This window comes from Pseudomonas sp. D8002, from assembly GCF_013385695.1.
Taxonomy (GTDB): Bacteria; Pseudomonadota; Gammaproteobacteria; order Pseudomonadales; family Pseudomonadaceae; genus Aquipseudomonas.
The window spans coordinates 116,198-140,096 of record NZ_JACAPM010000012.1; the positions used below are offsets into that span (position 1 = coordinate 116,198).

Below are 23,899 nucleotides of genomic sequence, written 5' to 3' on the forward strand. Positions count from 1 at the left end.
TCATTGCGCTGGTTAGTCCCAGCTCAGCGCGCCACCAGTCTGATACTCGATCACACGGGTCTCAAAGAAATTCTTCTCTTTCTTCAAGTCCATGATCTCGCTCATCCACGGGAATGGGTTAGTCGTCCCTGGATACTCTTCCTTCAACCCAATCTGCGACAGACGACGGTTCGCGATGAACTTGAGGTAATCCTCCATCATCGCCGCATTCATCCCCAGCACCCCACGCGGCATGGTGTCGCGAGCGTATTCAATCTCCAGCTGAGTCCCTTGCAGGATCATCTGGGTCGCTTCTTCCTTCATCTCGGCATCCCACAAGTGCGGGTTTTCGATTTTGATCTGGTTGATCACGTCGATACCGAAGTTCAGGTGCATCGACTCATCCCGCAGGATGTATTGGAACTGTTCTGCCACGCCGGTCATTTTGTTGCGGCGGCCCATGGACAAAATCTGGGTGAAGCCGCAGTAGAAGAAGATGCCTTCCAGGACGCAGTAGTACGCGACCAGGTTACGCAGCAATTCTTTGTCGGTTTCGACGGTGCCGGTTTCGAACTTCGGATCGGAGATCGAACGGGTGTACTTCAAGCCCCACGCAGCCTTTTTGGCGACCGATGGAATCTCGTGGTACATGTTGAAGATCTCGCCTTCATCCATGGCCAGCGATTCAATGCAGTACTGGTAGGCGTGGGTGTGGATCGCTTCTTCGAAGGCCTGGCGCAGGATGTACTGGCGGCACTCCGGGTTGGTGATCAGGCGGTACACGGCCAGTACCAGATTGTTCGCGACCAACGAATCCGCAGTGGAGAAGAAGCCGAGGTTGCGCATCACGATGCGACGTTCGTCGTCGGTCAGGCCTTCCGGGTTTTTCCACAGGGCGATGTCGGCGGTCATGTTGACCTCTTGCGGCATCCAGTGGTTGGCGCAGCCGTCGAGGTATTTCTGCCAGGCCCAGTCGTACTTGAAAGGTACAAGTTGGTTGAGGTCGGCGCGGCAGTTGATCATGCGCTTTTCGTCAACGGCGACGCGGGCGGCGGAGCCTTCGAGTTCGGCTAGGCCTTCGGCGACGTCGAGTTTGTCGAGGGCGGCCTTGGCGCGCACGATGGCGGCGGAGTCATTGGCGGTGACGGCGCGGGCTTCGATGGCGGCAGCAGCGCCGGCACCGTCGAGGCGGTCCATGTTGGCTTCGGTGGCGTGGCCGGCGTTGGCGCCTTTGGCAACTACTTCGCCGTCTTCTTCTTTGTCGAATTCGTCCCAGCTCAGCATGACGTGTCGTCTCCTGCGTGAGGGCTCTAAGGTGCCCGTGTGAAACCGGATGGTTGAGTGTTCACACGGCCCCAAGGCCGCGGTGGATCTTAAGGAATCGTTTGTTGCAGCTAGCGCACGCATTAAACGGAATCAGGGCTACGGGTGTTCTGCTTGAGGCTTGAGGGGCGGAGCAATGCTTGCTGGCTCCAGCGGGGGCCTCAGGTCTGGCTCTTCGTCCCAGTGTAAAGGGATATTGCAGGCCCGATTTACCCGCGCATTATAGGGAAAAATTCGACTTTGTGTTGCGGCGGATGGTCTCGGTGAGCGGACAAAAAGGCTGCTTTTCGAGCCGGAGCGAGGGTTTGCAAGGGTTTGGTGCATCTGGATTTTTTTACAGTCGCGCAGCAGTGCTACCGATGGTCGCCGCGTAGACCTATGGCTTGCATATGTCAGAGTGTGTCGCTAGATTGCATAGGTCAGGCATATGTAGGAGTGACGATTATGCGCACTGTCTCAATTTTCAAGAATGGTAAGAATCAGGCAATCCGCTTGCCCACGGATATGGCGTATGACGGCGTGGGAGAGTTGGAAATCACGCGTAACGGCGACACCATCACGCTGCGGCCTGTGCGTCCTAGTTGGGGGTCGTTCGCTGAGCTACCCAAGGCTGATCCGGATTTTCTGGAAGAGCGTCCCGACATTATCAGCGATGAAGGCAGGTTTAATCTGTGACCGTCTACATGCTTGATACCTGTATTTGTTCTTTCATCATGCGCGAGCGTCCTGAGTGTGTTTTGGAAAGATTGGCCGCAGAGATTGCACGCAATAATCGAATCGTCATATCTGCGATCACCTATTCCGAAATGCGTTATGGGCAGATTGGTAAAAAAGCATCACCCAAGCACAAGGTTCTGGTGGATGAGTTTGTGAAGCGGTTGGATGAGGTTTTGCCTTGGGGGGTAAATGCGGTGGATGCGACCGTAGACGTGAAACGGAGCCTGACAGACGCTGGCTTGATCATTGGTCAGAACGACACCGCGATCGCGGGGCATGCCATCGCTGCGGGTTGTACATTGGTGACGAATAATGTCCGTGAATTCAGTCGCGTCGCCGGGTTGTCTTACGAGGACTGGGTTCATTAGGTTGGATAGGGAGCCGCAAGGCGATCTAATAACCCTCTATTCCAGCCCCAACCCTTTGCGGCCCAGCGCATTCAATTGCGACTTCATGAAGCGGTCACCCCAGTCCTTTTCATAGTCCTCCCGGGCAAAGTCATCCGGCGAGACGCCTTGCTCGAACGCCCTGAGCACATCCTTGGCGTACCGCAGGTTTTTCGGGCACATGGGCGCGGCGGGCACGTACATCACGTTGCCCCAGCCCTGTTGGTTTTCGACGGGGGCGACGCTGTGGATCACGTCGCAGTGCCACCACACCGAATCGCCGGCCTGTACGTCCGGAATCGGGGTCATGCCCTGGACCAGCAGCGGGTGCCATTTCTCTGAAACTGGCAGCACCTTGCCCGGCGCGACGCCGCACAGCTCATCCTCGGGGACATCGTCCAGCAACGGGCGCAGCAGCATGTAGGCCATGGCTTTGGGGATCGGCAAGGTATGCAGCACGCCCTGGTCGGCCTGCATGTCGCACAGTGCGGTCCAGCCCTGGAAGGTGCGGAAGGCCGAACATTTCACTGTGTCCTTGTAGGCGTATTCATCGACTTCGGTACGATGGGCGGCGTCCCAGGGGTCGTAGGACTTGAAGTCGTTGCGGTAGATCTTGTCGAACAGCTTGAGGTAGGCGGGGTGCAGCCAGCGTTCCAGGGCGCCCGAGTCGGTGTGGGGGCCAAGCCCTTTGGAGGTGGTGCCGGGTGGGCGGCGGCGGACGCGGTCGGGGTACAGCGCATTGATGTCTGGGTCGAACCATTGCCGGCCTTGGGAGTTGTAGGTCCACAGGCGGTTCAGGAACGACTGTGCGGCGCCCATGCGCTGGTGTTGGCGCAGTTGCATCTGGGCGTCGGACCAATAGATGGGGAATATTTCCGGGCGTGAGGCTTCGAGGTTGCCGAAGAAGTTGTCAGCCGGGCCGCGATACACCTCGTCGAAAAGGTTGTGGTCGAGGTAGTCCAGCAGGCTCTTGTCCCACGCCAGCACCTGTTCCCTGGGGAAGTGGTTGCGGATCACCAGGCAGCCCCGGCGCTTGATGAGGGCTCGTTGTGCTTCGGTGACCTGGCCGGTGGCGATGGTTTCAAAGTCGAGTTCGGGCCAGACAGACTGCTGGGCCTTGATCGAGGCGATTTCAGCCCTGATGAACTCGCTGACCTCGGCGAACAGCCCAGGCACGTCGCCGATCTGCGCGCGCAGGGCCTTTTTCATGGCGACGATGCTGCGCTTGTAGTCGTCCGGCAGCTCGGCACATTCGAAGGTGTGGTAGTTGCTCATGGGGTGACCTGTCTTGTTGTTGTGCATACAGGTATGGAATCACCCCGGCCTGCTTGGGCGGCAGCCTGATTTGGAGCGTTGAGTAGTACGATTGTGGCGTTTGTTTCGAGGCGTATAGAAGAATCGGCTTATTGAAAGTGATGCCCGTGTTGAAGCCGAAACTGTGACGGCGTCATGCCCTTGTGCGCCTTGAACTGCCGATTGAACAACGCCTGGGAGGCATAGCCGACCTGTTCGGAAATCGCGCTGACCGCCAGGTTGCCCTGCATCAATAAAGCGCAAGCATGTCCGATGCGTAGCCGGACGATGTAGTCCAGCGCCGTGCAGCGTGTGTGTTTGCGGAACATGCGATGGAAGGCTGAAACGCTGACGCAGGCCATTTGCGCCAGCTCGGGAATGCCGACAGGTTGCGCATAGTGGCCGTGCAGGTAGTCCAGAACGCGGCGGATGCGCGCGTCTTCAACGATGTGAGGGGCGGCGTTTTCCGTCGCGATGCGCTGCGCGGCGATATCCCGGGACAATGTGTTGAGCACGGTGAGCAACGAGATCAGTCGCTGGGAAGCGTCTTGCTCGACCATTGCTTCGATCACCGGGCGCAGCGCCCGGGACGTAGCATCACTGAAACTCAACGCCTGTCGCGCTGCAGCCAATAGCGCGCGCGTCGACCCCATCTCCGGAAACAGTTGCACCAGCGAGTCCGCCCAGGCCTCGGAAAACCAGATGACCAGGGCAATGTGCGGTTTGGCGGGGTCGATCAGCTCGGCTGAAGACCAGCTATGGGGCACGTTCGGGCCCACCAGCACCAGGTCGCCATCATCGTAGAGCGCCACATCATTGCTGATATAGCGGTGCCCGCGACTGTTGAGGGTGAGGGTCAGTTCGTATTCGGGATGGTGATGCCATTCAAACGGAATCGCCTCCGGTAGACGCCTGTTCAGCAGGGTCCAGGAGGTGTTCGCGTCGGTTGGGATTTTTTCGAAACTGGCTCGCATGAATGCATTCTGCCTTGCAGGTGGGGTGGCGGCGCCACAATCGTAGCATTCGATTAGAGGGGGGAGCGCTCTTTGCCGCAAGAACGATTTCTTGCGGCGAATAAGATCAGGTTCAGTTCAAACTAACGAAGTTATTATCCGTTAGAGCAACCGTTACCCATGACCTGATATTGAAGAATATGACGCTGACCTTGTGAGTCTTCATATTCCATTTTTACCGGTACAACTTTGCATACATCCGGGACTTCACTCATGGACACTACTTTGGCGACGTCCAGATGGGTGCTGTAAGTGTAATCCTCAACAATCGGGGTGCTCTGGCTGGCTACGTCAGTCGGGGCTTCGTCGGCCAGGGCGGCGGTGGCGCACAAGCTGCTAAGGGCCATAACTAATAACGCTTTCATTTGACTATTTACCTTTTGGCGGTCGAAAGGGGTCACGGGGCCCTTGTGAGGCCACGTATGTAACTTGATTGGGAAGTTCGGATTAACGTTGCCTTCGTGGGGGCTGTTACGTTGTTAATCACAGTGCCTTGATGGCGAGGTTGATTTTAGGCGTCCGAGTTATATTCATATACCCGTGCTTTTGATAAACACTATTGGTGGTTTTTGTAACAATCGCGAAATGAAGGTTTTTTCAGAAACCTGCAAAGCGCCACAAACCACGGGCCAGAGCGCTGCCAGGGGATAGGTGGGCAATTTGTAGGGGCTTGTTACTACCATCGTCGAATGGTTCTATAGGTCCGTCCCGGCTACAACAGGGCCATACAACAACAACTATGTCACCGAGGTAAGAAAGATGAGTGCGGCTTCTCTGTACCCCGTTCGCCCCGAAGTAGCAGCCAATACGCTGACCGATGAGGCGACCTACAAGGCCATGTACCAGCAGTCGGTGGTCAACCCCGACGGTTTCTGGCGCGAGCAAGCCAAGCGCCTTGACTGGATCAAGCCTTTCACCACGGTGAAGCAGACCTCCTTCGACGATCACCATGTCGACATCAAATGGTTTGCCGACGGCACCCTCAACGTTTCCTACAACTGCCTGGACCGCCACCTCGCCGAGCGTGGCGACCAGCCAGCAATCATCTGGGAGGGCGACGACCCTGCCGAAAGCCGCACCATCACCTACCGCGAGCTGCATGAAGAAGTCTGCAAGTTCGCCAACGCCCTGCGCGGCCAGGATGTGCACCGCGGCGACGTGGTGACTATCTATATGCCGATGATTCCCGAAGCCGCGGTCGCCATGCTGGCCTGTGCCCGGATCGGTGCGATTCACTCGGTGGTGTTTGGCGGGTTCTCGCCAGAGGCCCTGGCCGGTCGGATCATCGACTGCAAATCCAAGGTGGTGATCACCGCCGACGAAGGCATTCGTGCCGGCAAGAAGATTTCCCTGAAGGCCAACGTCGACGACGCCCTGACCAACCCGGAAACCAGCAGCATCCAGAAAGTCATCGTGTGCAAGCGCACCGGTGGCAACATCAAGTGGAACCAGCATCGCGACATCTGGTACGAAGACCTGATGAAAGTGGCGGGCACCGTGTGTGCGCCGAAAGAGATGGGCGCCGAAGAAGCGCTGTTCATCCTTTACACCTCCGGCTCCACCGGCAAGCCGAAGGGCGTGCAGCACACCACCGGCGGCTACCTGTTGTACGCAGCCCTGACCCACGAGCGCGTGTTTGACTACCGCCCGGGCGAAATCTACTGGTGCACTGCCGACGTCGGCTGGGTCACCGGCCACACCTATATCGTCTATGGCCCACTGGCCAACGGCGCGACCACGCTGATGTTCGAAGGCGTGCCGAACTATCCGGACATCACCCGGGTGGCGAAGATCGTCGACAAGCATAAGGTCAACATCCTCTACACCGCACCGACCGCGATCCGCGCCATGATGGCTTCCGGCACCGCCGCCTGCGAAGGCGCCGATGGCAGCAGCTTGCGCCTGCTGGGTTCGGTGGGTGAGCCGATTAACCCGGAAGCGTGGGACTGGTACTACAAGAACGTCGGCCAATCCCGTTGCCCGATCGTCGATACCTGGTGGCAGACCGAGACCGGCGGCAACATGATGAGCCCGCTGCCGGGCGCCCATGCGCTCAAGCCGGGTTCGGCGGCACGTCCGTTCTTTGGCGTGGTACCGGCGCTGGTGGACAACCTCGGCAACCTGATTGAAGGCGTGGCCGAGGGTAACCTGGTGATCCTGGATTCGTGGCCGGGCCAGGCACGTACGCTGTATGGCGACCATGACCGTTTTGTGGACACCTACTTCAAGACCTTCCGTGGCATGTACTTCACCGGTGACGGTGCGCGTCGTGACGAGGATGGCTACTACTGGATCACCGGGCGGGTGGATGACGTGCTGAACGTGTCCGGCCACCGCATGGGCACCGCCGAAATTGAGAGCGCCATGGTTGCCCACCCGAAAGTCGCGGAAGCGGCGGTGGTGGGGGTGCCTCATGACATCAAGGGCCAGGGCATCTATGTGTATGTCACGCTGAAAAACGGCGAAGAGCCGAATGAAGCGTTGCGCCTGGAGTTGAAAAACTGGGTGCGTAAAGAGATCGGGCCGATTGCTTCACCGGATGTGATCCAGTGGGCACCGGGCTTGCCGAAGACCCGTTCGGGGAAAATCATGCGCCGGATCCTGCGCAAGATTGCCACCGCTGAATACGACGGGTTGGGGGATATTTCCACCCTGGCGGATCCAAGCGTGGTGGCGCATTTGATCGAGACGCACAAGACCATGAACGTCGCGTAAGGCGGGTTTGTGGGACGAAGCCCCATTCGGCGTAGGCCGGGTGGGGCTTTTTTGTGCGATCGGACAGGCGACCTATAACCCATGTGGGAGCGGGCTTGCTCGCGAAGGCGGCGTGTCAGCCAGCACATCACCCACTGACACACCGCCTTCGCGAGCAAGCCCGCTCCCACATTTAGATTGCATTCCAAGGCTGGTCATCCGGTGGGGCGACTTACACAAAGCCAATAAATATCGGATTGTGTTGTAGGAAGTTTCTGAATGTTACCGAGCCCGGCAAATGTGTAACCCCACGCCCAAACATGAGGCAAAGTGCTACGCCGTTGCCCCGAAAACCCGCGTCTTAGACGCCCTGAAAAATTAGATCCAACGCTACACTTGCCGTGCTAGAAGGGTTTGCGAATAATAGGCCCGCAACTTGCAGCGTTAACAGGTTTAATATCTTTTGCCTCTGCATAAAATCAAGAGGCTGTCAATGTGCCGGAACCGCTTTCTCGGTGCTTCTGTAAATTGTTGTCGCATTGAGGAAATATCGGCTTCCGGCCTGTCGTTAGAATGCCGATCACTCGCTCGTCGTCGCCGATGCTGAACTGGCGCAGGACGCAGCACCGCTATTCGGTTTCACTCATTCGCATCGTGGGCCCTGGCTCATACTGCTGTTTTGCCCTATACCGATGGAGTCCCAAGATGAAGAAACTCGTGCTGTTGGGCGCCCTGGCGCTGTCCGTGCTGTCCATGCAGGCTTTCGCCGAAGGCAAGCCACTGAAGATTGGTATTGAAGCGGCTTACCCTCCGTTTGCCTCCAAGGCACCGGACGGCAGCATCGTCGGTTTTGACTACGACATCGGCAACGCCCTGTGTGAGCAGATGCAGGTCAAGTGCACCTGGGTCGAGCAGGAATTCGACGGCCTGATCCCGGCGCTGAAAGTGCGCAAGATCGACGCCATCCTGTCCTCGATGTCCATCACCGACGATCGCAAGAAGTCCGTGGACTTCACCAACCGCTACTACCTGACCCCAGCTCGCCTGGTATTGAAGGAAGGCACTGCCGTCAGCGACAGCCTGGATGAATTGAAAGGCAAGAAAATCGGCGTGCAGCGCGGTTCGATCCACGACCGTTTCGCCAAGGAAGTGCTGGCTCCCAAAGGCGCCACCATTGTTCCTTACAGCTCGCAGAACGAAATCTACCTGGACGTAGAAGCCGGTCGCCTTGATGGCACCGTAGCCGACGCCACCCTGTTGCAGGAAGGTTTCCTCGACACGCCAGCCGGTAAAGGCTACGCGTTCACCGGCCCGGCCTTCACTGACGCCAAGTACTTCGGCGACGGCATCGGCATCGCGGTACGTAAAGGCGACAAGGAAAACCTGGACCGCATCAACGCTGCAATCGCTGCGATCCGTGCCAACGGCAAATACAAGGCAATCCAGGACAAGTACTTCAACTTCGACATTTACGGCCCAGAAGCCAAGTAAACCGTCGCAGCTGTCTGTCCAGAATGGCGCAAGCACCAGGATCTCTGAAGTTTGCGCCATTTTTTCATCCCCCTTTTCGAGGACCTGAATCATGTTGAAAGGCTACGGGGCTGTCATCCTCGATGGCGCTTGGTTGACGCTTCAGCTCGCCTTGTCGTCCATGGCCCTGGCCATTGTTCTGGGTCTGATCGGGGTCGCGTTGCGCCTCTCGCCGGTGCGCTGGTTGGCCTGGCTGGGCGACCTGTACTCCACGGTGATCCGCGGGATCCCCGACCTGGTGCTGATCCTGCTGATTTTCTACGGCGGTCAGGACCTGCTTAACCGCGTTGCGCCGTTGCTCGGCTACAACGACTACATTGACTTGAACCCCTTGGCCGCCGGTATCGGCACCCTGGGTTTCATCTTTGGCGCCTACCTTTCGGAAACCTTCCGTGGCGCCTTCATGGCCATTCCCAAGGGCCAGGCCGAAGCCGGCCTGGCGTATGGCATGAGCCCGTTCCAGGTGTTTTTCCGGGTGATGGTGCCGCAGATGATTCGGCTGGCGATCCCCGGGTTTACCAACAACTGGCTGGTACTGACCAAGGCCACCGCATTGATTTCGGTGGTGGGCCTGCAAGACATGATGTTCAAGGCCAAGCAGGCGGCAGACGCCACCCGCGAACCTTTTACCTTCTTCCTCGCAGTGGCGGCGATGTACCTGGTGATCACCAGCGTGTCGTTGCTGGCCCTGCGTCATCTTGAGAAGCGCTACTCGGTAGGCGTAAAGGCGGCTGATCTATGATCTTCGACTACAACGTCATCTGGGAGGCCATGCCGCTGTACCTCGGCGGCTTGCTGACCACCCTGAAACTGCTGGCCATTTCGCTGTTCTTCGGTTTGCTCGCGGCCTTGCCCCTGGGCCTGATGCGCGTGTCCAAGCAGCCGATCGTCAACGGTGTTGCCTGGCTCTACACCTATGTGATTCGCGGCACGCCGATGCTGGTGCAGCTGTTCTTGATCTACTACGGCCTGGCCCAGTTCGAAGCGGTGCGCGAAAGCTTCATGTGGCCACTGCTGTCCAGCGCGACCTTCTGCGCCTGCCTGGCGTTTGCCGTGAACACCAGCGCCTACACCGCCGAAATCATCGCCGGCAGCCTCAAGGCCACGCCCCACGGCGAGATCGAGGCAGCCAAGGCCATGGGCATGTCGCGCTACAAGCTGTATCGCCGGATCCTGCTGCCATCGGCCCTGCGCCGGGCGCTGCCGCAATACAGCAACGAAGTGATCATGATGCTCCAGACCACCAGCCTGGCCTCCATCGTCACCCTGATCGACATTACCGGTGCCGCACGCACGGTGAACGCCCAGTACTACTTACCGTTCGAAGCCTATATCACGGCGGGTGCGTTCTACCTGTGCCTGACCTTCATCCTAGTGCGCCTGTTCAAGTTGGCCGAAGGCCGCTGGCTGAGCTACCTGGCTCCACGGAAGCATTGATATGGAACGTATCGATCACCTGTTGCCCTGGGGTCACCTGGGCTGCGAACGCCAGCTGACGGTGTTTCGTTTCGGCAGCGGCGAGCGCAAGGCTTATATCCAGGCCAGCCTGCACGCGGATGAATTGCCCGGCATGCGCGCCGCCTGGGAGCTGAAAAAGCGCCTGACGGAACTGGAACAGCAAGGCGCCCTCAACGGCGTGATCGAGCTGGTTCCCGTCGCCAATCCGATGGGCCTGGGGCAACTGCTGCAAGGCAGTCACCAGGGCCGTTTCGAGATCGGCAGCGGCAAGAACTTCAACCGCGACTTCGTTGAGTTGAGCGAGCCGGTTACCGAGTTGCTCAACGGCAAGCTGGGGGATGATCCTCACGCCAATGTGCGCTTGATCCGCCAGGCCATGAGCGATGCGCTCAATGCGTTGCCGGCGCCGAGCAGCCAGTTGCAAGGCATGCAGCGGGTGTTGCTGAGCCATGCCTGCACCGCCGACGTGGTCCTCGACCTGCATTGCGACGCCGAAGCCGCGTTGCACATGTACGCGCTGCCGCAACACTGGCCGCAGTGGCGTTCGCTGTCGGCGCACCTGAATGTGAAGGTCGGCCTGCTGGCGGAAGATTCCGGCGGCAGTTCGTTTGACGAAGCCTGCTCGCTACCGTGGCTGCGGCTGTCCCGGGCGTTCCCCGAGGCGCAGATTCCCCTGGCGTGCCTGGCGACGACTCTGGAGCTGGGTGGCCAGGCCGATACTGGCCGTGACGAAGCGATTTTCCACGCTGAAGGCATCCTGGCGTTCCTCGCCGAGCAAGGCCTGATCCGTGGTGAATGGCCCGCGCCGCAGCACGAACCCTGTGAAGGCCTGCCTTTCGAAGGCACCGAGTTGTTGTTCGCGCCCCACGCCGGCGTGATCAGCTACCTGCGTAAAGCCGGTGACGTAGTCGAAGCCGGCGACCCGATATTTGAAGTGATCGATCCCTTGTCCGACCGCGTGAGCATTGTTTGCGCGGGCACGCCTGGGGTGCTGTTTGCCGTTGAACGGCTACGTTATGCCCAAGCGGGTTTCTGGCTGGCCAAGGTGGCGGGGCGCGAAGCGCTGCGGCACGGGCGCTTGCTCAACGACTGACCAACTGTTTTTGTGAGAACCGACCGCATGTACAAACTTGAAGTCCAAGACCTGCATAAACGCTATGGCAGTCATGAAGTGCTCAAAGGTGTGTCCCTGGCCGCCGCGGCCGGTGATGTGATCAGCATCATCGGGTCCAGTGGCTCGGGCAAAAGTACCTTTTTGCGCTGCATCAACCTGCTGGAGCAGCCCCACGCCGGCAAGATTCTGCTCAATAACGAAGAGCTGAAACTGGTGGCCAACAAGGACGGCGCCATGAAGGCCGCGGACCCGAAACAGCTGCAACGCATGCGTTCGCGACTGTCGATGGTGTTCCAGCATTTCAACCTGTGGTCCCACATGACCGCGCTGGAAAACGTCATGGAAGCACCGGTGCACGTCTTGGGCATGTCGAAAAAAGACGCCCGGGAAAAGGCCGAGCACTACCTGGCTAAAGTCGGTGTGGGCCATCGTAAGGATGCGTTCCCTGGCCACATGTCCGGCGGTGAACAGCAACGCGTGGCGATTGCCCGTGCCCTGGCGATGGAGCCTGAGGTGATGCTGTTCGACGAACCCACTTCGGCGCTGGACCCGGAGCTGGTGGGCGAAGTGCTCAAGGTGATGCAGGACCTGGCCCAGGAAGGCCGGACCATGGTGGTGGTGACCCACGAAATGGGCTTTGCCCGTGAAGTCTCCAACCAGTTGGTATTCCTGCACAAAGGCATCGTCGAAGAACGTGGCAACCCGCGCGAAGTGCTGGTCAACCCACAGTCCGAGCGTTTGCAGCAGTTTCTTTCCGGCAGCTTGAAGTAAACAGAACTGCTTTTATGCACTGAATTAGTGCAAGCTTCACAATCCTGAGGTTGCCCAATCCCCTGTGGGAGCGGGCTTGCTCGCGAAAGCGGTGTATCAGTTGATACATCCGGTGACTGATCCACCGCATTCGCGAGCAAGCCCGCTCCCACATTTGGATCTTCACCCGCTTTAGAGATTTGTGTTGGTTTACCGGCTAGCATTGGCCTTTGTCTTCATTACTGTTACTCGCTTCGGATAGCACTCCATGACTGCCCATCGAATTGGTTTCCTGATTTGGCCCAGCACTAAAGCACTGACGCTTGCGCTGGCTGAGGAGGCCTTGCGCGTTGCTCAGCGGGTGCATCCGGACGTGGTGTACGAACTCTCGTTTTTGCAGGCCGAACCGCCAATCGACGGCGCCTGGCAACTGCCGGGTGAGCCCTGGGCCGGCAAGCTGGAAGGTTTCCAAAAGCTGTTCCTGCTGGCCGATGAGCCACCGACCGTCATCGCCTCCCAGCTCAGCACCGCCCTCAAGCAACTGGTGCGTGCCGGGTGTGTGATCGGCGGCCTGTCGGCCGGTGTGTATCCGCTGGCCCAGCTCGGTCTGCTCGACGGTTACCGCGCCGCTGTGCACTGGCGCTGGCAGGACGATTTCGCCGAGCGTTTCCCCAAGGTCATCGCCACCAGCCATCTGTTCGACTGGGACCGTGACCGCCTGACCGCCTGCGGTGGCATGTCGGTACTCGACCTGCTGCTGGCAGTGCTGGCCCGTGACCACGGCGCCGAACTGGCCGGGGCAGTCTCGGAAGAACTGGTGGTAGAGCGCATCCGCGAAGGCGGCGAGCGCCAGCGCATCCCACTGCAAAACCGCCTGGGTTCCAGCCATCCAAAGCTGACCCAGGCGGTTTTGCTGATGGAGGCCAACATCGAAGAGCCGCTGACCACCGACGAAATCGCCCAGCATGTGTGCGTGTCCCGACGACAGCTCGAGCGGATCTTCAAGCAATACCTCAATCGCGTCCCCAGCCAGTACTACCTGGAACTGCGCCTGAACAAGGCCCGCCAGATGCTCATGCAAACCAGCAAGTCGATCATCCAGATCGGCCTGTCCTGCGGCTTCTCCTCGGGGCCGCACTTCTCCAGCGCCTACCGCAACTTCTTCGGCGCCACCCCTCGTGAAGACCGCAACCAGCGCCGCAGCAGCAGCCCGTTCGAATTGTCGTCGGTGCCGTCCGAGCGCGGCTAGGCATCAGTGCTCGGCCGGCATCTCCAGGTATGACGCTGTTCCTGTGCGCGGATGAGATCAACAGCAGACCAAAACGGCCATCGGCGACGGCATTGGATAGTTGTGCCTCACCGACCGCCCAAAACCGGCCCGGGCGGTTTAAACTGCGCCATTGCGATGCTATTTGTCGCATTGGCGTAAACCCGCGAAAATCGCGGGTTGGCGCTATAAGAAGTTGTCGCTTGGCGGCAAGGCCGCGCTGAAAACTGTCCTTACAATCCCTGCATCGCCCGCCAGTTTCAGGCAGGCGTTCCTCTTCAGGAGACTCCGATGTCCGTTGAGCAAGCCCCGGTGCAACGTGCCGATTTCGACCAGGTCATGGTTCCCAACTACGCACCTGCCGCTTTCATCCCCGTGCGTGGCGCAGGTTCGCGCGTATGGGACCAGGCGGGCCGAGAGCTGATCGACTTTGCCGGCGGCATCGCGGTCAACGTATTGGGCCACGCCCACCCGGCGCTGGTCGGTGCACTGACCGAACAGGCCAACAAGCTGTGGCACGTGTCCAACGTCTTCACCAATGAGCCGGCCCTGCGCCTGGCCCATAAGCTGATCGACGCCACGTTTGCCGAGCGTGTGTTCTTCTGCAACTCCGGCGCCGAAGCCAACGAGGCCGCCTTCAAGTTGGCCCGTCGTGTCGCGTTCGACCGCTTCGGCACCGAGAAATACGAAATCATCGCCGCGCTGAACAGCTTCCACGGCCGTACCCTGTTCACCGTGAACGTGGGTGGCCAGTCGAAGTACTCCGACGGCTTCGGTCCGAAGATCGTCGGCATCACCCACGTGCCTTACAACGATCTGGAGGCGCTGAAAGCCGCCGTCTCGGACAAGACCTGCGCCGTGGTGCTGGAGCCGATCCAGGGCGAAGGCGGCGTGCTGCCGGCAGAACTGTCGTACCTGCAAGGTGCCCGCGACCTGTGCGACGCGAACAACGCGCTGCTGGTGTTCGACGAAGTGCAAACCGGCATGGGCCGCAGCGGCGAGTTGTTCGCCTACCAGCATTACGGCGTCGTGCCGGACATCCTCACCAGCGCCAAGAGCCTGGGCGGCGGTTTCCCGATCGCCGCCATGCTGACTCGCGAAGACCTGGCCAAGCACTTGGTGGTCGGCACCCACGGCACCACCTACGGCGGCAACCCGCTGGCGTGCGCGGTGGCGGAAGCGGTGATCGACGTGATCAACACGCCAGAAGTGCTGGCCGGCGTTAACGCCAAGCACGACTTGTTCGTTTCCCGTCTGGAGAAGATTGGCCAGCAATACGGCATCTTCACCGAAGTGCGTGGCCTGGGCCTGCTGCTCGGTTGTGTGCTGAGCGATGCCTGGAAAGGCAAGGCCAAGGACATCTTCAACGCCGCCGAGCGCGAAGGCTTGATGATCCTGCAAGCCGGCCCGGATGTGGTGCGTTTCGCCCCGAGCCTGGTGGTGGAAGATGCCGATATCCAGGAAGGTCTGGACCGCTTCGAACGTGCGGTGAAAAAGCTGACGCAAGCCTGATGGACCGTTGGGTGCCCGGCGAGTCGGGCGCCCAACACAAATTTTGTATGCCGGACTCTTTAGTTGAAGCTGTGAAGATCGAATGTGGGAGCGGGCTTGCTCGCGAATGCAGTGGCTCAGTCACCTGAAATGTTGAATGACACACCGCTTTCGCGAGCAAGCCCGCTCCCACACGTGACCTCACTGATTTCAAGATCGTGTCCGGCATTTTTTCCTGTGAGTTTTTCGAGTTAAGGAGTGACACCATGCTGGTGATGCGCCCCGCGCAAATGGCTGATCTGGGCGAGGTACAGCGTCTGGCTGCGGACAGCCCGATTGGTGTCACCTCCTTGCCGGATGATGTCGAACGCCTGAGCGACAAGATCGCTGCGAGCGAAGCGTCCTTCGCCGCCGAGGTCAGCTTCAACGGTGAAGAAAGCTATTTCTTCGTCCTGGAAGACACCGACGCCGGCAAGCTGGTGGGCTGTTCGGCCATCGTTGCCTCGGCCGGCTACTCGGAACCGTTCTACAGCTTCCGTAACGAGACCTTCGTGCACGCTTCCCGCGAGCTGAAGATCCACAACAAGATCCACGTGCTCTCGCAGTGCCATGACCTCACCGGCAACAGCCTCCTGACCAGTTTCTACGTGGTGCCGGAGCTGGTGGGTTCGCCGTGGTCGGAGCTCAACTCCCGTGGCCGCCTGCTGTTCGTGGCCGGCCACCCGGAGCGCTTCGCCGATTCGGTGGTCACCGAGATTGTGGGCTACAGCGACGAGAACGGTGATTCGCCGTTCTGGGACGCCATCGGCCGCAACTTCTTCGACCTCAACTACGCCGCTGCCGAGCGCCTGTGCGGGTTGAAGAGCCGGACCTTCCTCGCCGAGCTGATGCCGCACTATCCGATCTACGTGCCGCTGTTGCCCGACGAAGCCCAGGAAGCCATGGGCCAGGTGCACCCGCGGGCACAGATCACCTTCGACATCCTGATGCGCGAAGGCTTCGAGACCGACCATTACATCGACATCTTCGACGGCGGCCCAACCCTGCATGCGCGCGTCTCAGGCATTCGCTCGATCGCCCAGAGCCGTGTGGTGCCGGTGAAGATCGGTGAGATGGTCAAGGGTGTCGGCCGCCAGTACCTGGTGAGCAACGGCCAGTTGCAGGATTACCGCGCGGTGATGCTGGAGCTGGACTACGCGCCGGGCAAGCCAGTGACCCTGGACCTGGAAACCGCCGAAGCCCTGGGCGTCGGCGAAGGTGCCAGCGTTCGACTGGTAGCGGTTTAAGAATGAGTTTCGCGGGTGGCTTGCAAGGCGGCCCGTTTGAGGAGATAGCATGATCGTTCGTCCCGTACGCAGCAGCGATTTACCGGCCCTGATTGATCTGGCGCGCAGCACCGGCACCGGCCTCACCACCTTGCCGGCCAACGAAGAGCGCCTGACCCATCGGGTCGGCTGGGCTGAAAAGACCTTTCGCGGCGAAGCCGGGCGCGGTGATGCGGACTACCTGTTCGTGCTGGAAAACGACGAAGGTCGCGTGGTGGGGATTTCCGCCATCGCCGGTGCAGTCGGTCTGCGCGAGCCCTGGTACAACTTCCGGGTCGGCCTGACGGTCAGCGCCTCCCAGGAGCTGAACATCTACCGTGAAATCCCGACGCTGTTTCTGGCCAACGACCTGACCGGCAACTCCGAGCTGTGCTCGTTGTTCCTGCACGCCGATTACCGCAACGGCCTTAACGGCCGCATGCTGGCCAAGGCGCGCATGCTGTTTATCGCGGAATTCCCGCAGCTGTTCGGCAACAAGATCATCGCCGAGATGCGCGGCATGTCCGACGAAGCCGGGCGCTCGCCGTTCTGGGAAAGCCTGGGCCGGCACTTCTTCAAGATGGAATTCAGCCAGGCCGACTACCTCACCGGCGTGGGCAACAAGGCGTTTATCGCCGAGCTGATGCCGAAGTTTCCGCTGTACACCTGCTTCCTGTCTGAGGACGCGCGCAACGTGATCGGCAAGGTCCACACCGACACCGAGCCGGCCCTGAGCATGCTCAAGAGCGAAGGTTTCAGCTACCAGGGCTACGTCGACATCTTCGACGCGGGCCCGGCGGTGGAGTGTGAAACCACCAAGATCCGCGCCGTGCGCGACAGCGAAGCGCTGGTGCTGGCGATTGGTACGCCGGGCGACGACGCCACGCCGTTCCTGATCCATAACCGCAAACGTGAAGATTGCCGCATCACCGCCGCGCCGGCGCGGTTGGCTGCGGGCACCCTGGTGGTCGATCAACAGACCGCCAAGCGCCTGCAACTGATCGCCGGTGATCAAGTGCGTGCCGTACCGTTGTCCGCTGCCCGGGAGTCGAAATAATGAATTCGCTATACATCGCAGGTGAATGGCTGGCTGGCCAGGGTGAAGTGTTTGAGTCGCTGAACCCGGTGACCCAGCAGGTGGTGTGGTCGGGTAATGGCGCCACCGCCGAGCAGGTCGAGTCCGCCGTCCAGGCCGCACGCCAGGCGTTTCCGGCCTGGGCCAAGCGTTCGTTGGAAGAGCGCCTGAGCGTGCTGGAAGCCTTCGCCGCCAATTTGAAGAGTCGTGCTGACGAACTCGCCCGCTGCATCGGTGAGGAAACCGGCAAGCCTCTGTGGGAATCGGCGACTGAAGTCACCAGCATGGTCAACAAGGTCGCGATCTCGGTGCAAAGCTACCGCGAGCGTACCGGCGAGAAGAGCGGCCCCTTGGGCGACGCCACTGCCGTGTTGCGCCACAAGCCCCACGGTGTAGTGGCGGTGTTTGGCCCCTACAACTTCCCGGGTCACTTGCCTAACGGGCATATCGTGCCGGCCTTGCTGGCGGGTAACACCGTGCTGTTCAAACCGAGTGAGCTGACCCCGAAAGTCGCCGAACTGACCGTGCAATGCTGGATCGACGCCGGCCTGCCGGCGGGCGTGTTGAACCTGCTGCAAGGCGCACGGGAAACCGGGATCGCCCTGGCGGCGAATCCGGGCATCGACGGTCTGTTCTTCACCGGCTCCAGCCGCACCGGCAACCATCTGCACCAGCAATTCGCCGGGCGCCCGGACAAGATCCTCGCGCTGGAAATGGGCGGCAACAACCCGCTGGTGGTGGACGAAGTGGCCGATGTGGATGCGGCCGTGTACACCATTATCCAGTCGGCGTTTATCTCCGCTGGCCAGCGTTGCACCTGTGCCCGTCGCCTGCTGGTGCCGGAAGGCGCCTGGGGCGATGCGTTGCTCGCACGCCTGGTGGCGGTGAGCTCGACCATCGAAGTCGGCGCATTTGACCAAACGCCGGCGCCGTTCATGGGCTCGGTGATTTCCCTCGGTGCTGCCAAGGCGTTGATGGATGCCCAGGAATTGCTGTTGGCCAATGGCGCCGTGGCGCTATTGGAAATGACTCAACCCCAGGCCCAGGCTGCGTTGCTGACGCCGGGGATTATCGATGTGACCGAGGTTACGGAACGCGCTGACGAAGAGCTGTTCGGCCCACTGCTGCAAGTGATCCGCTACGCTGATTTCGAGGCGGCGATTGCCGAGGCCAACAACACTCAATACGGCTTGGCGGCCGGGTTGCTGTCGGATTCCGAGGCGCGTTACCAGCAGTTCTGGCTGGAAAGCCGTGCCGGGATCGTCAACTGGAACAAACAGCTGACGGGTGCTGCGAGCAGCGCGCCATTTGGCGGGGTAGGGGCTTCGGGCAACCATCGCGCCAGCGCCTATTACGCGGCGGACTATTGCGCGTACCCGGTGGCCTCCCTTGAGACCCCGAGCCTGGTGCTACCGGCGACGTTAACCCCGGGTGTGACGCTGATCTAAATGTGGGAGCGGGCTTGCTCGCGAAGGCGGTGTGTCATTCAACATTTCAGGCGACTGAACCACCGCTTTCGCGAGCAAGCCCGCTCCCACACTTGATTTGTGGTGTGTTCAAGTAATTTGATGCCTATAAAAATACAGATGTTCGTGGAGCCTCGCCGATGAAATCCTGTGAAGTCAATTTTGACGGTCTCGTGGGGCCGACCCATAACTACGGCGGCTTGTCCTACGGCAACGTCGCGTCCCAAAGCAACAGCCAGCAGTCCTCCAACCCGAAGGAAGCGGCGCTGCAAGGCTTGGCGAAGATGAAGGCCCTGATGGAAATGGGCTTTGTGCAAGGTGTGCTGGCGCCCCAGGAACGTCCGGATGTGGCCGCCTTGCGCAACCTCGGTTTTGCCGGCACCGACGCACAAGTCATCCAGCAGGCCGCCAAGCAAGCCATGCCGCTGCTGGTTGCCAGTTGCTCGGCGTCGAGCATGTGGGTGGCCAATGCCGCGACCGTCAGCCCGAGCGCCGACACCTTTGACGGCCGCGTGCATTTCACCGCCGCCAACCTCAACTGCAAATACCACCGCAGCATCGAACACCCGACCACCAGCCGCGTGCTGGGGGCGATGTTCGCTGACCAGAAGCACTTCGCCCACCACGCCGCATTACCGGCGGTGGCGCAGTTCGGTGACGAAGGCGCGGCCAACCACACGCGTTTCTGCCGGGACTATGGCGAGGCGGGCGTAGAGTTTTTCGTGTTCGGCCGCAGCGCGTTCGACACCCGCTACCCGGCGCCGCAAAAGTACCCGGCACGCCAGACTCTTGAAGCTTCCCAGGCGGTCGCGCGCCTGCACGGCCTGCGGGATGACGGCGTGGTCTACGCCCAGCAGAACCCGGCGGTGATCGATGCCGGTGTGTTCCACAACGATGTGATCGCGGTGGGCAATGGCGAGGTGCTGTTCTATCACGAGGATGCGTTCCTCAATACCGATCAGATGCTCGGTGAATTGCAGGGCAAGCTCGGCAAGCTCGGCGGCAATTTCCAGTCGATCTGCGTGCCACGGGCCCAGGTGGGTGTTGAAGACGCGGTGCGTTCCTACCTGTTCAACAGCCAGCTGCTGACCCGCGCCGACGGTTCGATGCTGCTGATCGTGCCGGAAGAATGCCGCGCCAACGAGCGTGTCTGGCAGTACCTGCAAGGCCTGACGTCCTCCGGCGGGCTGATCCGTGAAGTCAAAGTCTTCGACCTCAAGCAAAGCATGCAGAACGGCGGTGGCCCGGCGTGCCTGCGCTTGCGTGTAGCCTTGAATGAAACCGAACTGGCGGCGGTCAACCCAGGGGTTATCATGACGGCGCCGTTGTACGACACGCTGACCCAATGGGTCGACAAGCACTACCGCGACAGCCTGCGGGAAACCGACCTGGCTGACCCGCAATTGCTGCTTGAGTGCCGGACGGCACTGGATGAACTGACGCAAATCCTTAAACTGGGCTCGGTTTATCCTTTCCAGATCAATTAACGCCGCACGGCTGAGAACTATTTATGACCACCGACACCCTGAAACTGATCCTTGAAGATACCGACGGCACCCAGCTGGAAACCTCCTGCACCCGCGTCGCCGTGGTGTGGCAGGGCAAGGAGATCTGGATCCAGCACGACGGCCGTGGCCAACTGCTGATCGGCGTGGACGTGGAAGAAGGCGACGCGGAATACGCCAACCTGCTGATGCGCCCATTGGCCACCAACCTGATGAGCCTGCAACTGGAAATGGAACCGGCCGACGTTGAAGGTGATGACGACGATCACGTCCACGGTCCTGGCTGCAACCACTAAGGAAGCTGCGTATGCTCGCCCTCGGCAAACTGCTTGAACTGACCCTCGCCGGTCGCGAACCGGCGCAAAAAATTCAACTGACTGTCGACGGCGTGCAACTGCGCTGGCTCAGTGAGGGCGCGCTGGAAGTGCGGCCTCCTGAGGCGCGGGACAACGGCAGCGACGTACTGCTGTCGTCCGGCATCCATGGCAACGAAACCGCGCCGATCGAATTGGCCGACCGCTTGCTGCAGGGCATTGCCCGTGGGGAGATCAAGCCCCGCACCCGTATTCTGTTCCTGTTCGGCAACCCTGAGGCCATGCGCCGCGGCGAGCGTTACCTCGAACTGGACGTCAACCGGCTGTTCAACGGCCGTCATGAACAAAACATCGGCCCCGAAGCCATGCGCGCCGCCGAGCTTGAGCAGTTGGCCCGCACCTTCTTCAGCGTGCCTGGGCGTAGCCGTTTGCACTACGACCTGCACACCGCCATCCGTGGCTCGAAGATCGAGCAGTTCGCACTGTACCCGTGGAAGGACGGTCGCCAGCATTCACGTCGTGAACTGGCGCGCCTGCGAGCCGCCGGCCTGGAGGCGGTGCTGTTGCAGAACAAGGCGTCGATCACCTTCACGGCGTTTACCTATGAGCAGCTGGAGGCCGAGTCCTTCACCCTGGAGTTGGGCAAGGCCCGGCCGTTCGGGCAGAACCAGGGCGTGGACGTATCGCGCCTGGAAACCCGCCTCACGCAGATCATCGAAGGCAACGAGCCGGCCACCGAGAGCCTGGATGGCCTGCAGCTGTTCAGCGTCTCCCGGGAAGTGATCAAGCACAGCGATACCTTCGTCCTGCATTTGCCGGCGGACGTGGAAAACTTTTCGGAGTTGGAGAAGGGTTATCTGCTGGCCGAGGACATTGCCAAGACCCGCTGGGTGATCGAGGAGGAGGGCGCACGCATCATCTTCCCGAACCCGAAGGTCAAGAATGGCTTGCGAGCAGGGATATTGATTGTGCCGACCACGGATGCTGGCCTGGCCTGAATCCCGAGACTGACTCGGTCAAATGTGGGAGCGGGCTTGCTCGCGAAGGCGGTGTATCAGTCAGACATGTATTGACTGACACTCCGCTTTCGCGAGCAAGCCCGCTCCCACATTTGCTTTGCAGTGTTGCTTAAACCGCGAGAGCCCGTGGCTCATTGCGACGCAGTGCGCGAACCTTGTGCAGGGTGTCGGCGCAGGTGCGTGCCGCTTCCTGGCCCTTGTGCACGAAGTGCTCATAGAAGAACGTATGGTGCTCGCTGCCCGCGTGGAAGTGGTGCGGGGTCAGGGATACCGAGAACACCGGCACTTCGGTTTCCAGCTGGACCTGCATCAGGCCGCTGACCACGGACTGGGCCACGAACTCGTGACGGTAGATCCCGCCGTCCACCACCAGGGCGGCCGCGACGATACCGGCATAACGGCCGGACTTGGCCAGCAGCTTGGCGTGCAGGGGCATTTCAAAGGCGCCGCCGACTTCGAAGAAATCGATGTCCGATTCCTGGTAGCCCTGGGCGATCATTTCGGCGAGGAAACCTTTACGGGATTGGTCGACAATATCCTTGTGCCAGCAGGCCTGGATAAACGCGACGCGCTCGCCGTGGTGGTTTTTGCTTTTGCTGTCGATTGCGGTGGGTTGCATGTTCTGACTCCTGTTTAAGAAAAAAACAGGGCGTTATGAATCGAATGGGATTTAAGGGTACGCACAGCGGGCTCATGTGAACATGACGTCAGCGCGGCCCTTAGGTGCCAATCCCGTTCTCTCTTCATCCGGACTATGACCGTCGGCCCCGGGATCACACCGGGTCTGCTGACCTTGTCGCCGTCCTGCCGAGGCAGTTCGAGGCGCCAAGCGCTCGCGGGCTATGCACATTGCGTGCAATTACCGCCGGTGGGGAATTACACCCCGCCCTGAGAACGTTGCCGCCAGAACCCTGGCGGCGGAGAGTTTTTATCATGGTTTTTCAGAAACTGCACGGTTGGTTTATCGATAACCTATATCGGTTTGTTTGGTTGGTATTCGATTGTGCAAGCACGGGGCTTGATATTCCGCGGGTTTGCCCGCAGTAATCGTCAACACAAGAAACGCTCCAATCCGCTAGAGGCTAGTTTGATGAACGTGATTGACCTGCGCAGCGACACAGTGACCCAACCGACCCCAGGCATGCTCGAGGCGATGGCCACTGCCGCCAGCGGCGACGACGTCTACGGCGAGGACCCGAGCGTCAATCGCCTGGAAGCCGAACTGGCCAAGCGCCTGGGTTTTGCCGCCGCGTTGTTCGTGCCCACCGGCACCATGAGCAACCTGCTGGCGTTGATGGCGCACTGTGAGCGTGGCGAGGAATACATCGTCGGTCAGCAGGCCCACACCTACAAATACGAAGGCGGCGGCGCGGCGGTTCTCGGCTCGATCCAGCCACAACCCCTGGAAGTGCAGGCCGACGGTTCCCTGAACCTGGAGCACGTGCTGGCCGCGATCAAGCCGGACGACTTCCACTTCGCCCGTACCCGCTTGCTGGCGCTGGAAAACACCATGCAGGGCAAGGTCCTGCCGCTGGAATACCTGGCGGCCGCGCGAGCCTTTACCCGGGAACACGGCCTGGCCTTGCACCTGGACGGCGCGCGGCTCTACAACGCGGCGGTCAAGCTGGGTGTGGATGCGCGGGAGATCGCCCAGCACTTCGATTCGGTGTCGGTGTGCCTGTCCAAGGGCCTGGGCGCGCCCATCGGCTCGGTGCTGTGCGGCTCCACCGCGTTGATCGCCAAGGCCCGTCGTTTGCGCAAGATGGTCGGTGGCGGCATGCGCCAGGCCGGTTCGCTGGCGGCGGCGGGGCTGTACGCCCTGGATCACCAGGTGCAGCGCCTGGCCGACGACCACGCCAACGCCCAATGGCTGGGGGATGAACTGCGCAAGGCGGGTTATACGGTGGAGCCGGTGCAGACCAATATGGTCTACGTCGACATCGGTGATCGAGCCCAGGCCTTGAAGGCGTTTGCCGCCGAGCGCGGGATCAAGTTGAGCGCGGCGCCTCGCCTGCGCATGGTCACGCACCTGGACGTCAGCCGGGCGCAGATCGAGCAAGTGCTCGCGACATTTGTCGAGTTTTCCCGGAAATGACAGTGCAGACCGTCTAATTGACTGTTTCTATCACATAAACACGCTGTACCACGGGCAAAGGGCCGATATAATGCGGCCCTTTGCCGTCGCTCCGTCTGATGACGTT

Annotated in this window: 22 protein-coding genes and 1 riboswitch; of the genes, 17 read left to right on the top strand and 5 right to left on the bottom strand. The window is 60.4% G+C overall.

Going from position 1 to position 23,899, the window contains the following annotated elements:
• Positions 1 to 12: 12 nt before the first annotated feature.
• Positions 13 to 1,263 (bottom strand): ribonucleotide-diphosphate reductase subunit beta, encoded by a 1,251-nt coding sequence (locus HX807_RS06930; RefSeq protein WP_169355882.1) that lies wholly within the window; start codon positions 1,261 to 1,263, stop codon positions 13 to 15.
• Positions 1,264 to 1,746: 483 nt separating this feature from the next.
• Between HX807_RS06930 and vapB the strand changes: the two genes are divergently transcribed.
• Positions 1,747 to 1,977 carry a type II toxin-antitoxin system VapB family antitoxin gene (gene vapB, locus HX807_RS06935; RefSeq protein ID WP_177049589.1) on the top strand — a complete coding sequence of 77 codons (231 nt, stop codon included), beginning with the start codon at positions 1,747 to 1,749 and terminating at the stop codon, positions 1,975 to 1,977.
• Positions 1,974 to 2,387 carry a type II toxin-antitoxin system VapC family toxin gene (locus HX807_RS06940; protein WP_177046730.1) on the top strand — a complete coding sequence of 138 codons (414 nt, stop codon included), beginning with the start codon at positions 1,974 to 1,976 and terminating at the stop codon, positions 2,385 to 2,387. Before vapB ends, HX807_RS06940 begins: the two co-directional genes overlap by 4 nt.
• Before the next feature lie 36 nt (positions 2,388 to 2,423).
• Here the strand turns inward: HX807_RS06940 and HX807_RS06945 are convergent, their stop codons facing one another.
• From HX807_RS06945 to HX807_RS06955, 3 genes are all read right to left on the bottom strand, one after another.
• Positions 2,424 to 3,680 carry a DUF1479 domain-containing protein gene (locus tag HX807_RS06945; RefSeq protein ID WP_177049591.1) on the bottom strand — a complete coding sequence of 419 codons (1,257 nt, stop codon included), beginning with the start codon at positions 3,678 to 3,680 and terminating at the stop codon, positions 2,424 to 2,426.
• A 128-nt stretch (positions 3,681 to 3,808) separates the two neighbouring features.
• Entirely contained in the window at positions 3,809 to 4,672 is an 864-nt protein-coding gene (locus HX807_RS06950) for an AraC family transcriptional regulator (RefSeq protein ID WP_177049593.1), read from the bottom strand.
• Between the two features lie 134 nt (positions 4,673 to 4,806).
• Entirely contained in the window at positions 4,807 to 5,076 is a 270-nt protein-coding gene (locus HX807_RS06955; RefSeq protein ID WP_008435250.1) for a DUF2790 domain-containing protein, read from the bottom strand.
• Positions 5,077 to 5,470: 394 nt separating this feature from the next.
• Here HX807_RS06955 and acs point away from each other — a divergent pair, with 394 nt between their 5' ends.
• The 14 genes from acs to astE all read left to right on the top strand — a co-directional run bounded on the left by acs (position 5,471) and on the right by astE (position 21,677).
• A complete protein-coding gene (acs, locus tag HX807_RS06960; RefSeq protein WP_003214346.1) occupies positions 5,471 to 7,426 on the top strand; it encodes an acetate--CoA ligase in 1,956 nt (651 codons plus the stop codon).
• 684 nt (positions 7,427 to 8,110) lie between these two features.
• Entirely contained in the window at positions 8,111 to 8,896 is a 786-nt protein-coding gene (locus tag HX807_RS06965) for an ABC transporter substrate-binding protein (RefSeq protein WP_003214343.1), read from the top strand.
• A 91-nt stretch (positions 8,897 to 8,987) separates the two neighbouring features.
• The gene (locus HX807_RS06970) at positions 8,988 to 9,677 is read left to right on the top strand and encodes an ABC transporter permease (RefSeq protein ID WP_003214341.1); all 690 of its coding nucleotides are present in this window, start codon (positions 8,988 to 8,990) and stop codon (positions 9,675 to 9,677) included.
• On the top strand, positions 9,674 to 10,372 hold the full coding sequence (locus tag HX807_RS06975; protein ID WP_008435252.1) for an ABC transporter permease: 699 nt from the start codon (positions 9,674 to 9,676) through the stop codon (positions 10,370 to 10,372). The genes HX807_RS06970 and HX807_RS06975 overlap by 4 nt, the downstream gene beginning before the upstream one ends.
• A gap of 1 nt (position 10,373) precedes the next feature.
• Positions 10,374 to 11,486 carry a succinylglutamate desuccinylase/aspartoacylase family protein gene (locus tag HX807_RS06980; protein WP_008435255.1) on the top strand — a complete coding sequence of 371 codons (1,113 nt, stop codon included), beginning with the start codon at positions 10,374 to 10,376 and terminating at the stop codon, positions 11,484 to 11,486.
• A gap of 27 nt (positions 11,487 to 11,513) precedes the next feature.
• Entirely contained in the window at positions 11,514 to 12,278 is a 765-nt protein-coding gene (locus HX807_RS06985; protein WP_003214336.1) for an ABC transporter ATP-binding protein, read from the top strand.
• A 247-nt stretch (positions 12,279 to 12,525) separates the two neighbouring features.
• On the top strand, positions 12,526 to 13,506 hold the full coding sequence (locus HX807_RS06990) for a GlxA family transcriptional regulator (protein ID WP_003214334.1): 981 nt from the start codon (positions 12,526 to 12,528) through the stop codon (positions 13,504 to 13,506).
• Positions 13,507 to 13,815: 309 nt separating this feature from the next.
• Positions 13,816 to 15,036 carry an aspartate aminotransferase family protein gene (locus tag HX807_RS06995; protein WP_003214332.1) on the top strand — a complete coding sequence of 407 codons (1,221 nt, stop codon included), beginning with the start codon at positions 13,816 to 13,818 and terminating at the stop codon, positions 15,034 to 15,036.
• Positions 15,037 to 15,281: 245 nt separating this feature from the next.
• Positions 15,282 to 16,301, top strand: coding sequence for an arginine/ornithine succinyltransferase subunit alpha (gene aruF, locus HX807_RS07000; protein ID WP_003214328.1), 1,020 nt, complete (start codon positions 15,282 to 15,284; stop codon positions 16,299 to 16,301).
• Between the two features lie 49 nt (positions 16,302 to 16,350).
• Entirely contained in the window at positions 16,351 to 17,376 is a 1,026-nt protein-coding gene (gene astA, locus HX807_RS07005) for an arginine N-succinyltransferase (protein ID WP_003214325.1), read from the top strand.
• Positions 17,373 to 18,842, top strand: a complete 1,470-nt coding sequence (gene astD / locus HX807_RS07010; protein WP_168197533.1) for a succinylglutamate-semialdehyde dehydrogenase — start codon at positions 17,373 to 17,375, stop codon at positions 18,840 to 18,842. The genes astA and astD overlap by 4 nt, the downstream gene beginning before the upstream one ends.
• A gap of 158 nt (positions 18,843 to 19,000) precedes the next feature.
• A complete protein-coding gene (gene astB / locus HX807_RS07015) occupies positions 19,001 to 20,347 on the top strand; it encodes an N-succinylarginine dihydrolase (RefSeq protein WP_102369720.1) in 1,347 nt (448 codons plus the stop codon).
• A gap of 23 nt (positions 20,348 to 20,370) precedes the next feature.
• The gene (locus tag HX807_RS07020; protein WP_003214319.1) at positions 20,371 to 20,661 is read left to right on the top strand and encodes a hypothetical protein; all 291 of its coding nucleotides are present in this window, start codon (positions 20,371 to 20,373) and stop codon (positions 20,659 to 20,661) included.
• An 11-nt stretch (positions 20,662 to 20,672) separates the two neighbouring features.
• Positions 20,673 to 21,677, top strand: a complete 1,005-nt coding sequence (gene astE / locus HX807_RS07025; protein WP_177049595.1) for a succinylglutamate desuccinylase — start codon at positions 20,673 to 20,675, stop codon at positions 21,675 to 21,677.
• A gap of 130 nt (positions 21,678 to 21,807) precedes the next feature.
• On the opposite strand, the gene HX807_RS07030 is transcribed toward astE, so the two are convergent.
• A complete protein-coding gene (locus HX807_RS07030) occupies positions 21,808 to 22,317 on the bottom strand; it encodes a 6,7-dimethyl-8-ribityllumazine synthase (protein ID WP_003214313.1) in 510 nt (169 codons plus the stop codon).
• A gap of 111 nt (positions 22,318 to 22,428) precedes the next feature.
• Positions 22,429 to 22,598: riboswitch (FMN riboswitch) on the bottom strand.
• Between the two features lie 190 nt (positions 22,599 to 22,788).
• Here HX807_RS07030 and ltaE point away from each other — a divergent pair.
• On the top strand, positions 22,789 to 23,793 hold the full coding sequence (ltaE, locus tag HX807_RS07035; RefSeq protein WP_177019548.1) for a low-specificity L-threonine aldolase: 1,005 nt from the start codon (positions 22,789 to 22,791) through the stop codon (positions 23,791 to 23,793).
• The last annotated feature ends 106 nt before the right edge of the window (positions 23,794 to 23,899 follow it).